General features: G+C 35.9%; 12 protein-coding genes and 1 tRNA gene. 1 reads left to right on the top strand and 12 read right to left on the bottom strand.

Annotation, left to right across the window (positions count from 1 at the left end):
• Positions 1–14 precede the first annotated feature (14 nt).
• The 6 genes from aptA to AC5YGD_RS06105 all read right to left on the bottom strand — a co-directional run bounded on the left by aptA (position 15) and on the right by AC5YGD_RS06105 (position 7229).
• A complete protein-coding gene (aptA, locus tag AC5YGD_RS06080) occupies positions 15–1334 on the bottom strand; it encodes an omega-aminotransferase AptA (RefSeq protein ID WP_496141112.1) in 1320 nt (439 codons plus the stop codon).
• Between the two features lie 91 nt (positions 1335–1425).
• On the bottom strand, positions 1426–2703 hold the full coding sequence (locus tag AC5YGD_RS06085) for a cytosine deaminase (protein ID WP_271558599.1): 1278 nt from the start codon (positions 2701–2703) through the stop codon (positions 1426–1428).
• Positions 2703–3650: an ABC transporter permease gene (locus tag AC5YGD_RS06090; protein ID WP_271558598.1), complete on the bottom strand. Its 948-nt coding sequence runs from the start codon at positions 3648–3650 to the stop codon at positions 2703–2705. The genes AC5YGD_RS06085 and AC5YGD_RS06090 overlap by 1 nt, the downstream gene beginning before the upstream one ends.
• 2 nt (positions 3651–3652) lie before the next feature.
• On the bottom strand, positions 3653–4705 hold the full coding sequence (locus AC5YGD_RS06095; protein ID WP_271558597.1) for an ABC transporter permease: 1053 nt from the start codon (positions 4703–4705) through the stop codon (positions 3653–3655).
• Entirely contained in the window at positions 4695–6215 is a 1521-nt protein-coding gene (locus AC5YGD_RS06100) for an ATP-binding cassette domain-containing protein (protein WP_496141113.1), read from the bottom strand. Before AC5YGD_RS06100 ends, AC5YGD_RS06095 begins: the two co-directional genes overlap by 11 nt.
• 9 nt (positions 6216–6224) lie before the next feature.
• Positions 6225–7229 carry a BMP family protein gene (locus tag AC5YGD_RS06105; protein ID WP_271558595.1) on the bottom strand — a complete coding sequence of 335 codons (1005 nt, stop codon included), beginning with the start codon at positions 7227–7229 and terminating at the stop codon, positions 6225–6227.
• A 663-nt stretch (positions 7230–7892) separates the two neighbouring features.
• Between AC5YGD_RS06105 and AC5YGD_RS06110 the strand changes: the two genes are divergently transcribed.
• Positions 7893–8894 carry an Ldh family oxidoreductase gene (locus AC5YGD_RS06110; RefSeq protein WP_496141114.1) on the top strand — a complete coding sequence of 334 codons (1002 nt, stop codon included), beginning with the start codon at positions 7893–7895 and terminating at the stop codon, positions 8892–8894.
• Positions 8895–8901: 7 nt separating this feature from the next.
• Here AC5YGD_RS06110 and AC5YGD_RS06115 read toward each other — a convergent pair whose 3' ends face one another.
• The 6 genes from AC5YGD_RS06115 to AC5YGD_RS06140 form a co-directional block, all read right to left on the bottom strand.
• The gene (locus AC5YGD_RS06115) at positions 8902–9219 is read right to left on the bottom strand and encodes a hypothetical protein (RefSeq protein WP_416694442.1); all 318 of its coding nucleotides are present in this window, start codon (positions 9217–9219) and stop codon (positions 8902–8904) included.
• Positions 9220–9249: 30 nt separating this feature from the next.
• The gene (locus tag AC5YGD_RS06120; protein ID WP_416694444.1) at positions 9250–10437 is read right to left on the bottom strand and encodes an acetyl-CoA C-acetyltransferase; all 1188 of its coding nucleotides are present in this window, start codon (positions 10435–10437) and stop codon (positions 9250–9252) included.
• 55 nt (positions 10438–10492) lie between these two features.
• Positions 10493–11029 (bottom strand): PaaI family thioesterase, encoded by a 537-nt coding sequence (locus AC5YGD_RS06125; RefSeq protein WP_271558591.1) that lies wholly within the window; start codon positions 11027–11029, stop codon positions 10493–10495.
• A gap of 54 nt (positions 11030–11083) precedes the next feature.
• A tRNA-Asn gene (locus tag AC5YGD_RS06130) sits at positions 11084–11159 on the bottom strand.
• Positions 11160–11431: 272 nt separating this feature from the next.
• Positions 11432–12178, bottom strand: a complete 747-nt coding sequence (locus AC5YGD_RS06135) for a toxin-antitoxin system YwqK family antitoxin (RefSeq protein ID WP_496141115.1) — start codon at positions 12176–12178, stop codon at positions 11432–11434.
• A gap of 41 nt (positions 12179–12219) precedes the next feature.
• A complete protein-coding gene (locus AC5YGD_RS06140) occupies positions 12220–12600 on the bottom strand; it encodes a hypothetical protein (protein WP_496141116.1) in 381 nt (126 codons plus the stop codon).
• Positions 12601–12625 lie beyond the last annotated feature (25 nt).

Raw genomic sequence — 12625 nt, forward strand, 5'->3', positions numbered from 1 at the left:
TTCTTCTTTCTCCTTTATTGTAATTCTTTAATTGAGTCAGATATTGCTCCAACGACATCCTTTATTTCTTGTTCAGATACGATAAATGGCAAACCTAATTGAATAGTATCACCACCATATCGAACATAAAAGCCTTTATCCCAGCACTTCATTGCAATTTGATAGGGTCTTAATGCAGGTTCATTTTTAGCAGACTCAATAGTAATTCCACCAGCCAGTCCATAATTACGAATATCTGAAACATATTGCAAACCCTTAAGACTATGAAGTTCTTTTTCAAATATTGGGCTCATTTTTTTAACTCGCTCTATCAAATTATCATTCTGTAATATATCTAAACTTGCAATTGATGCAGCGCATCCGACAGGATGAGCTGAATATGTATAACCATGGAATAATTCAACTAAATAATTTGGTGCTTTTGTATCCATAAAAGTTTCATAAATATTTTTTTTAACTACTACACCACCCAGTGGTTGGCTGCCATTACTAACCTGTTTTGCAAAAGTCATTATATCTGGAGTAACGCCAAAAGCTTCGCCACCTGTTTTCGCGCCCATACGGCCAAAAGCGGTTATCACTTCATCAAAGATTAATAAAATATCATTAGAGTCACAGATTTTACGTAACCTTTTTAGATATCCTATGGGGGGTGGAAATACGCCAGCGGAACCCGCCATTGGCTCTACAATTACTGCTGCAATATTAGAGGCGCCATGCAATAATATTTTATTTAATAAGTCATCTGCTAAATGATCTCCAACCTGGGGCTGCCCTTTGCTAAATATATTTTCTGGGAGAAGGGTAGACGATAAATGATCTGCTTCAATTCCTTGTCCAAACATTTCTCTATTAGGACCAATACCACCAACACTAATCCCTCCAAAATTAACTCCATGATAGCCTTTTATCCTTCCAATCAAACGAGTCTTACCGACCTTTCCCTTAAGTCTCCAATAAGCTCGAGCAATTTTTAGGGAACTATCTACTGCCTCTGAACCAGAACAAGTAAAAAAGACACGATCCAGATCTTTTGGAGTAAATTCAATAATTCTATTTGCCAACTCAAACGATTTTTCGTGTCCAAATTGAAATGCAGGAGAATAATCCAAAGTCTCAATTTGTTTACTGACTGCTTCAATAATTTCAGGGCGAGAGTGACCTGCTCCACAAGTCCAAAGACCTGAAAGGCCATCAAATATTTTCCTGCCTTTATCGTCTATGTAATAACTGTCTTTAGCAGAAACCATTATACGTGGATTTGCTTTAAACTCTCTATTCCCACTATAAGGCATCCAGTGAGCATCATAATATTTAGGATTATTTTTTAACATTTTTTATTCTCCTATCATCTAAGGTATTTGACTTAACCCTTAAAAATAATTATCTTTTTACCTTAAGCAGCATTTCTTTTTATTATTATTCTTAGAGGGTCCAATCTATAACTCTCTTATCTTTCTCTCCATTTAATAATAGTTGGCTTTCTGTTGGATTAGCCTTTGCAATAATCTGGCCATTACGAATTACAAATAAACGTGCATTGCATAAGCGTATCGCTTCAATTGGATTATTAGCCTGATGAATCACCAAATTAGCATTGCAACCAACCTCAATGCCATAATTATCTAGTTGCATTACTCTGGCTCCATTATTTGTAATAGCTTGAAATATTTGATGCATTTCTTTAACACCTGTCATTTGTCCAACATGTAATCCCATATTAGCAACTTCTAACATATCATGTTTGCCTAGGCTATACCATGGATCCATTACACAGTCATGGCCAAAAGCAACGTTAATATTACTATTTAACAGCTCTTTAACACGCGTCATTCCTCTGCGTTTAGGATAGAGATCATGGCGACCTTGAAGGGTAATATTTATTAATGGATTAGCAACTACTTGTAATTCAGCCTCTTGTAACAATGGTATTAATTTACTTACGTAATAATTATCCATTGAATGCATTGATGTTAAGTGAGAACCCGTTACTCTTCCCTCAAGACCCAAACGATGAGCTTCAAAAGCAAGTGTTTCAACGTGTCTAGACATTGGATCATCCGATTCATCGCAATGCATATCTACTAGTAAATCTTTTTCTGCGGCTAGTTCACATAACAATTTAATAGATAAAGAGCCTTCATTCATAGTGCGTTCAAAGTGCGGAATACCGCCTATAACATCCACACCTTTTTTTAATGCTCTATCAAGATTTTTAATAGAGTTTTTATAGCGTAAATATCCATTTTGCGGAAATGCAACTAGCTGGATGTCGATCCAATCCCGCATTTCTTTTCGCAACTCTAATAACGCCTCAACTGCCAGCAATCGATCATCACTTATATCTACATGGCTCCGAATTGCCAAACATCCATTTGCTATTGCCCAATGACATAATTTTCGAGCACGTTTTTTTATAAGCTCAATAGTTAAATGGGGTTTTAGCTCATCCCATAGCTGAATACCTTCAAGTAAAGTACCACTCTCATTAAAGCGTGGCTGACCAAGAGTTAAAGTAGCATCTAAGTGAAAATGGCTATCGACGTGGCTTGGAGAAACTAATTTATCAGTCGCATCAATAGTATTAACTGCTTCGCCAATAATATTTCTATCAATAGCTACTATTTTTTTGTTTTGAATAGCAATATCAAAATTATTACGGTCATCTGGAAGATTAGCGTGTTTAATAAGTATGTCGAACATTAGATACGATCTCCTTGTCTAAATGGTACTAATAATGCCTTAGGATAGGCTGCTCTTCGTGCAACAAGCATCATCGCAACTATGCTGAGAAAGTATGGCATCATAGAAAAAATTTGATATGGAATAACATCTGCACCTATTAATTGTGCCCTAACCTGTAATGCTTCAAATAATGCAAATAAAATTGCCCCTAAAAAAGCTTTGCCTGGCTTCCAAGAGGCAAAAATAACCAGCGCAACACAGATCCACCCTCTACCATTAATCATACCAAAATAAAATGCATCAAATGCAGACATAGTTAAAAATGCGCCTCCAATTGCCATCAAAGCACTTCCTACCATTACTGCCCCAGTACGAATTAATAATACATTAATACCTTGGGCCTCATTAGCAACTGGATTTTCTCCTGCCATTCTAATTGTTAAACCAAGTGGCATTTTATAAAGTACGTAGAAAGTCACTATTACTAATATATATGCTAAATATGTTAATGCAGTTTGGTTAAAAAAAGCTCCTCCAATAATTGGAATTGATGATAGTAATGGCACTTCAAATGCACTGAATGCTACAATTTTGGGTGGAGTAGTGCTAAATGGTATTATCATTGTATATGCATAATAACTAATAGATGAGGCAAGCATAGTGATTCCAATTCCACTAACATGTTGTGACAAACCAAGATAAACAACCAATATGCTATGCAGAAAACCAAATAGCATGCCCACTATAGCAGCAAATACTACTCCACCCCAGAGGTCTCCACCTTGATAAACCCATAACCAACCTGCCATTGCGCCAATTGTCATTATGCCTTCAATTCCAAGATTTAATACTCCTGCTCGCTCACAAATTAATTCACCCAATGTAGCAAAAATTAATGGGGTTGCAATTCTTACTACAGCTGCCCATAAACTCGTTGTTAATATTAATTCAAGTAATTCCAACATAATTATTTACCCCAAACAATTCGGAATCGTGCCAGCATTGATCCAACTAAAACCGACAATAAAGATATAGCAACTAAAATATCTGCAATATAATTAGGTATATCTACTGTTCGACTCATCGCATCAGCACCCACATAAATTGACGCTAGAAATATAGCTGAAACAATTACCCCAATAGGATGAAGCTGTGCAAGCATTGCAACTGCTATTCCCGTATAACCAAAGCCAGGTGATAAAGTTAAAGTTAAGTAGCCTTTCAGACCAGTAACCTCACTAACTCCAGCCATACCTGCTAATCCACCACTAAAAAGAGCAACCATTAGCACTGATTTATTGATCGATATTCCATAAAAAGTTGAGGCTTGCTGATTGTACCCAACCGCTCGTATTTCATACCCCCAAACTGTAAAACGAAGTATAGCCCACATTATAATTGACATCACTAGTGCAATAATTATTCCAAAATGCAATCTACTCTTAGCAACTATAGTAGGCAGAACTCCATTATCGATAATTCTTGCAGCCTGAGGCCATCCCATAGCCATAGGGTCTTTCCAAGGCCCTTCAAGCAACATATTCACAAAAAGTAAAATTATAAAATTCAGCAACAGGGTTGTTACTACTTCATCCACCTTCATATGGGTTTTAAGAAAGACTGGTAACAACAAAATTAAACAGCCTGCTAAAGCACCTGCAATAAACAACACTGGAATCATTATTATAGAAGGTAGATCAATCATTCCTGTCCCAACTAATGTTGCCGCCATAGCACCACAATATAATTGCCCCTCTGCACCAATATTCCAAAATTTTGCTCGAAATGCAACAGCTGCAGCTAGACCTGTAAAAATTAATGGGATTGCCCTTGTTAGGGATTCAGTAATTGCAAAACTTGAACCTAAAGATCCTTTAATTAAAGCAATATAGGCAGTGATTGGAGATTCACCCGCCCAAATTATAAAAAAAGCGCCAAAAATAAAAGCAACTAAAATAGAAAGAATAGGTAATACTGCAATTAACCATACAGGTGTATTTCTTCTTGTTTTAAGCCTCATTAAAACTACCCTCTTTCATTTCACCACTCATCATAAGGCCGACTTGATTTATAGTCAGTGAACTAGCATCAAAAGGTCCTTGTAATTTCCCATCAAATATAACTGCAATACGGTCAGATAGTTCAAAAATTTCATCTAAATCTTCACTAATCAGCAATACTCCAGCACCTTTTGTTTTAGCATTTATTATTTGATGTTGAACAAAACTAATAGCACCTTCATCTAGGCCTCTTGCTGGTTTATTTGCTATTATAAAACGAGGGTTGTTCGATAAACTTCTTGCAAGGATTAACTTCTGAATATTACCACCAGATAATAATCTTGTAGATGCAAAAGCTCCTTCGCAACGAATATCATATTCTTGTATTAATTTTTCAGCATTATTAACTGCCTTCTTTTTGTCAATAATAAAACCTGATTTAGCTTTAGAGCGTAACTCCTCTCCAAGGAAATTTTCCCATAGCGCCATTTCCCCAATAACACCCTCTTTTGAGCGGTCCTCTGGAATCCGTGCTACGCCAGATTTTGTAAGATAACGAGGATCATATTTAATTAAACTCTGTCCAAATAGCTTAAATTCGCCTGAGCTCGGATGAGTTAATCCCTGAAGAATTGAAGCTACTCCAAATTGACCATTACCTGAAACTCCTGCCAGACCAATAATTTCTTTTTCATGTATCTTGAGATTTATATTGCTAAGTCCAACCGTGCCATCACTCGCATTAAGACAGACATTATTTAGCTCTACAACTACTTTACCAATTTCCAATTTCTCATAAGCCGGTCGAGTAACTTTGTGGCCAACCATCATTTCTGCAAGCAACTCCTTATTTGCCTTTTTAGTTGCTACCTCTCCCACTAATTTGCCATGACGAAGAACCACAATACGATCACTAATTTCTAATATTTCATTTAATTTATGCGATATAAACATTATTGATAAACCTGCATTTACCATTTCCTTAAGTACTTTGAAAAGCTGAATAGTTTCTTGTGGAGTAAGAACTGCAGTTGGCTCATCTAATATTAAAATACTTGCATCACGATAAAGTGCTTTTATTATTTCAACTCGCTGTTTTTCTCCAACCGTTAAATCGGCCACTTTAGCATCTGGATTAATTAATAAGCCGAAGCGCTTTGATAATGCTTCAAGTTTTTTATACGCTAGTTTTTTTTTACTCCAAAGTCTACTTAAAGGCTCTGTACCAAGAATAATATTTTCTAATACTGTAAGATTTTCCGCTAAAGTAAAATGCTGATGAACCATTCCAATTCCAGCATCTAATGCAGCCTTTGTTGAGCCTGGTGTTAATCTCTTACCCTCAACTTCAATAAACCCTTTGTCACTAATATAGTGTCCAAAAAGTATATTCATTAATGTTGTCTTTCCTGCACCATTTTCACCTAACAAAGATAATATTTCACCCTCACCTAGTGAGAGTGAAATATTGTCGTTAGCTACAACAGCACCAAAATTTTTACAAATTTTGGAAAATTGTAGTTTCTTCATCTGATAATCTTAGTAAGTTGATTTTGGCTCATCGTCATTAACTACAACTGTAAAGTTACCACTCATGATATCCGAAGAAATTGCTGCAACTTTAGCTTTAACATCAGCTGCAATCTGATCATCAAACTCATAATAAGGTGCTAAAGAAGCTCCACCTTTTTGCATCATAGTCCATTCTTTATAATCCTCTGCTACGTATGTACCAGCTTTAACACCAGAGATTGCATGATTAATTGCATTCTCCATATGCCATAAAGCAGATGTGACTACAACACCTGTGCCGTTTTCCTCTTTATTCATATCATTAACATTACCAAATGCAATAATATTTCTTTCTCTTGCAGCATCCACTACACCAGCACGCTCTGCATATAAGACATCTACACCTGCTTCAATTTGAGCAAATGCTGCTTCTTTTGCCTTCGGAGGATCATACCATGAGCCAAGAAAACTAACTTTAAACTCAACATCAGGGTTAACTGACCTTGCGCCAGCCATAAAGGCATGGAACAAACGGTTTACTTCACCAATTGGGTAACCACCAACCATACCAATCTTATTAGACTTAGTCATACCACCAGCAATAACACCCATCAAATAGCAAGGCTCATGAATATAATTATCAAAAACTGAAAAATTATTGCCATATTCGCCGCCATACCCACTTCCAGGATCACCCATTAGATATGCTATTTCTGGATAATCATCTGATACTTTTCTAGCCTCAGCACTAATACCAAAAGCCTCACCTACAATAAGGTGCACTCCACTTTCAGAATATTCACGTAAAACTCGAACATAATCTGTATTAGAAACTTTTTCAGAATACACATAATCAATTTCACCTGCATCCGCTTGGGCTTGCAAAGCTAAATGCAATCTGGCATCCCATTTTTGTTGTAGTGGTTGAGTATATATTCCCGCTACTTTTATTTTAGCTGCCAGTACTTGTCCAGACAAAAGAAAGCTACATAATGTAATAATCAATAGATTACTAAATCTTCCTATTTTCATAAATTACTCCTATATTTTTTATAAAATGTAACGCCTACATTGATTTTAATCGCCACTCAATGTCATAGCATTACTCCACTTATTGAGCCAAATAATATGAATCAAGGACTCAATAATTTCTTGCTTCCAAGGCTTTTTCTAGTTAAGCTTGCATTGGAAAATTTGGATGTTTAGTTCAATTAGATGCTTAGAATGAAATTTTTTCCAGTTCTCAGGTCTACCTCCCAAATACCATTGGAGCTATTGAGATCAAACCTAAAATTGGACAAAACCTCTACTCCTTATTTGGATTAAAGCACACTTCAATTTATTTATTAATTAACTTCATACTAATTTAATTAATAAAATAACTAAATACTTCTTGACTGAATAGACAGGCTATATAATTTTTATATAGTTGTCAACTATTAATAAACAGACTAACTTAAAATTAACTTGAAAGCTCTATTAAACAAGTTTGAACTTGAGCTAAGTTCAAATTGAAATATTAACCTTTAACCTATTGATTTTTATAGAAAGAGAAGCTATATGAATGAATTTACAACTTTTCATTAGGTTAAGAAATATTAAGTTACTAATATGTTATCATTTTTTTTGATTTACTTTTGAGCTCGTTGAACTGAAAAGGCAATCCAATTCTTACAAATTTAAGGATAAAATTCTATGACTTCTAAAACAATCGATATAGGCCTTGATGAAATTTTTAGTTTAGCTAAGGCGGCACTTATTAATCATGGAGCTAACGAAGAAAATGCAGATGCAGTTGCAAATACAGTAACTAATGCTGAGCGTGATGGTTCAATTTCTCATGGTCTATTTCGTATTCCTGGGTATATCAAGGCCCTTCAAAGTAAAAAAGTAGATGGCTCTGCGAAGCCAGAAATAACTGAAGTTACGCCTGTAATTTTAAAGTGTGATGCAAAGAATGGATTTGCTCCATTGGCGCATCAATATGGTATCAAAAAACTGATCGAAGCTGCTCAAAAATTTGGAATTGCGGGATTATCAATTCAACGCTGCCATCACTTTGCAGCCCTTTGGCCCGAAGTTGAGGCAATCAGTGAGCACGGACTTGTTGGATTGACGTCTGTTTCATATATGCCAGGTGTTGCTCCTTCTGGAGGAGCTACAGCATTATTTGGCACTAACCCAATTGCATTTTCATGGCCGCGCCCTGGTAAAAATCCAATTGTTTTTGATATGGCAACTGCATCTATGGCAAAAGGAGAAATTCAAATTGCTGCAAGGGACGGTCACTCTGTGCCCCTTGGTACTGGCCTGTCTTCATCAGGAGAATTAACAACTGATGCTTCAGAAATTAATAAAGGTGTTTTACTTCCATTTGGCGGTCATAAAGGTTCGGTCATTGCCCTTATGGTTGAACTCTTATCTGGTCCATTAGTTGGAGAAACCTTCTCTTATGAAACCAAGGAGCGTGATAATGGGGATGGAGGTCCAGCCCAAGGAGGTCAGTTTATTCTTGCTATGTCACCAGAAATTATATCTGGCAAAGATACTTCAGCACAGACTGAGGAGTTTTTAAAAAAATATAATGATATCGATGGGACTCGCTTGCCTGGATTGAGAAGACATGAAAATAGAAAAAATATTGGCCCAAGAGCAGTCAATTTAGAGCTAATAAATACTATTAAAAAGTTAGCATAACTAAAATCTAAAGCAAACTAGAGTAGAGGTAATCAGCCAAATCAACAGTATCTTTTAGTGGGTTTTTAGTGCAGTAGTTTATGGTTGCTAAATATATTAGCTGAGGGTCAGGTATCCCAGGATAGCTCGACGTTTCATAATTTCTTCCAGTATAGTAGCCACTAAACCAAAACATAATCATGTTTTTAACGTCAGCATTTTCTTCTTCTACCAGCTTATTTACAGTTTCGCACTTCATATAGCCAACTGCTGAGTATGAATAACTTGTGCCTACAATTAAAAAATTCCCAAATACAAGCGTTAAGATAACTAGAAATTTTTTCATTAATACTCCTAGTTCAAGAAATTAATAATACTAATGTACCCTTTCAACTGCTATTGCAACACCCATACCACCACCAATGCACATAGTAGCAAGGCCTTTATTTACGTTATCACGCTCCATGCCATGAAGTAAAGTCACCAAAATTCTTGCACCAGATGCACCAATTGGATGGCCTAAAGAAATTGACCCACCCGTTACATTCACTTTAGACTTGTCCCAACCTAGTGAGTCATTTACAGACATTGCTTGTGATGCAAACGCCTCATTAGCCTCAATTCGATCAAGCTCAGAAGCCTTCCATCCAGCTTTTTCAAGACATTTAGTGCTTGCCGGAATTGGACCCGTTCCCATGATAGATGGGTCAACTCCAGCACTAGAGTATGAAACAATTCTTGCCATAGGCTTAAGTTTCAGCTCTTGCGCCTTAGATGCACTCATGACCATAACTGCTGCTGCACCATCATTAATACCTGATGCATTCCCAGCTGTTACAGTCCCATCTTTTGCAAATGCTGGACGGAGATTAGCTAAAGAATCCATACTTGTAGTATGCCTTGGAAATTCATCACTATCAAAAATAATGTCGTCACCTCTTCGCTGTGGAATAGATATTGGGGTTATCTCATCTCGAAACAAGTCAGATTTTTGAGCAGCCTCTGTTTTTTGTTGTGACTCTAGAGCAAACTCATCTTGAGATTGTCTTGAATAGTCAAACTTGGTTGCAATATTTTCTGCAGTAACGCCCATATGGCAATCATTAAATGCACACCATAAACCGTCTACAACCATAGTGTCAACCATCGCCCACGGGCCCATTTTTTTACCTTCTCTTGATTTTGGAAGAACATGACTTGAAAGACTCATACTTTCTTGACCGCCAGCAATAACTATTTCAGCATCACCGCAAGCAATTGCTTGAAATGCTAACTGTACTGCTTTTAATCCACTACCACAAACTTTGTTAATTGTCATAGAGGGAGTTTGATAAGGAAGTCCTGCCTCTATTGCAGCCTGTCTGGCTGGATTTTGGCCACTTCCAGCTGTCAGAACTTGTCCCAAAATAACTTCATCAATTTGATCTTTGTTTACACCAGTTTTTTTTAATATTGAAGCTATCACTTCAGCGCCTAACTTATGTGCTGGAATTGAAGAAAGAGAGCCGCCAAATGATCCTAGAGCAGTTCTTGTAGCTGCAACGATAACAATTTCATGATTCATATTAATTACCTTTCCTAAAAAACTTCTAATAATTATAAAGCTTAATAAAAATTAACTACTTTGCTTTTTTATTTATTCTTGCCTTCTGTTTTTCTTTAAAAAAGGCTTTATTTGCAATGTACACCTTTTTATGAACTTCACAGTAAACAATGGACTTATCCTTGTTTGTTAATTTTGTTATTTTAACTATTTCAAATTCATTTAGCTCTTTCGCTTTTTTCTTAATTTCTTCAAGTTCCTCTAAGCTATAAATAAAGTCAGCATAAAGATCCTCTTTTGCAGGCCTTCTAAAGAAAATTTCAGCAGCCTTATCCCAAACCACATAATCATCTCCAATAAGATTCATTAACTGAGTCATTGGAAATGGATCAACAGCGGAAAACATGCTCCCACCAAAAATAGTATTTACATAGTTTGCATTTTTATAGCTAAAAGGAAGTTTGATTTGTATTTTAAGAAAGTCTTCAGAAATATATATAACCTTTGCAGAGGTTCTTCTATACATTGGAGATAAATTAAACCCAAGTTTCAATACTTTTGGCTTACTAATAAATCTTGCGGCTAGTTCTGCAATTTTTTTATACGTAATCATTCTATTAAGTTATAAAAACAAAAAGACATCCGAAGATGCCTTAGTTATATAAATTGGCTCCCCGACCTGGGCTCGAACCAGGGACACACGGATTAACAGTCCGTTGCTCTACCAACTGAGCTATCAGGGAATAGCGTGAGATTATAACGAGCTATGAATTTTGAGTCAATCAAATCTTTGCTTTTATAGCCTAATCTTTACGTAAGAATAATCTTCGTTATTCTTGCAGTAAATTTATTATACCAAAATCCACGTGTTTTTCATGTGAAGCTTGAGAAAAGTGCACGAAATTTGCACGAAATATACATCCCCATTCTTGAGTAATTACTGTCGTAGTAAAGGGGTCAAAAAAGTATTCGCCGTTACCTAGCTATATTGTTAAATGCGCACAACTTTACATCTTTAAAACGTGCTCAGAGGACCTCCACTCGGTCTTATAACCTTCCTCACCATCATTCTTGATTCATTATGAAGGATTTCATCGCCATCTAAAGCGCCATCTATGTAGTCTGAATCTAGCATTCTTTCGCCATCTTCCCACCATCTTGTTAAATGCCCGTCTAATTGACCATCTAAATAATTACATTTTAATTTGATTTGTCCATTTTCATACCATTCAGAAAAGAGTCCATCAAATTGCTCATTCTTATAATGACATTTGAATCTAACCTCATCATTCTCTCCATAACCAATGCTCAGATATTCTTTATATCCAGCAATGTAATTTGAGACTAGTTTAAGACACCCATTAAATTCCCTTAGTCTTTTATTAATTAGCAGAAAATTTAAAACATCATCAGATGTAAATTCCCAATTAATCTCTGAAACATACTCTTCCTCCTCCTCATCTTTTAAGTATTCTGGAGCCTCATCAATCATTTTATCTACATCAGCAAACAGAGCCTTATATCGAAGCATTTCCAAGTCCTTTTCATCACGAAACTTGCATTCATACCATTCTGTCCATATGCCTTCTTGAAGGTCATTTTTGTATTCACCCTCTCCTCTTACCTCTTTGTTTTTCTGAGAATCATATAATTTATCTTCCTCTTCTTTTGTTAGATTATGGCTTTTGCTCGATCCAAAATAAAGATCTTGAAGGCTTCTTACATCATCAAAGCTAGGATAGAGTAATTTTTCAAATTCCATGGACATATCAAATTTTTACTAGAAGTAGGATTAGCATTTTCTTAATCATTTATTATATTTATAGTATTTACTACTAATCCATTTTCAATAGTTAAATGCATTTCAGTTTCGTACGTTTCAATTGCCCAACTAGTTGTTTCTTTTATGTCACCAGTTGCAATTTTTATTTCACCTTTAATCCAAACGGCTAGTATTGGGAGCTTGCAAAGAAGCTCAAAACTATCACTACTAAACTCAATAAGATAAAGCCTATCATCTTTAATTTCCCAAATTCCCTGAAACCCTCGTCTGTTATTAGACCATTTCGAGATAAGCCCTTTTTTGTGTTGTATTATTGAACTATCCTCAGGCAATGAGGGAACATTTATTAAAGGATATTTTTCTCCATCAATTAGTATTTGTTCGTTAACTTGTGTTGTCATATTTAATAATTATTAGTAAAGATAT

The organism is Candidatus Pseudothioglobus sp. uisw_070 (assembly GCF_059512545.2).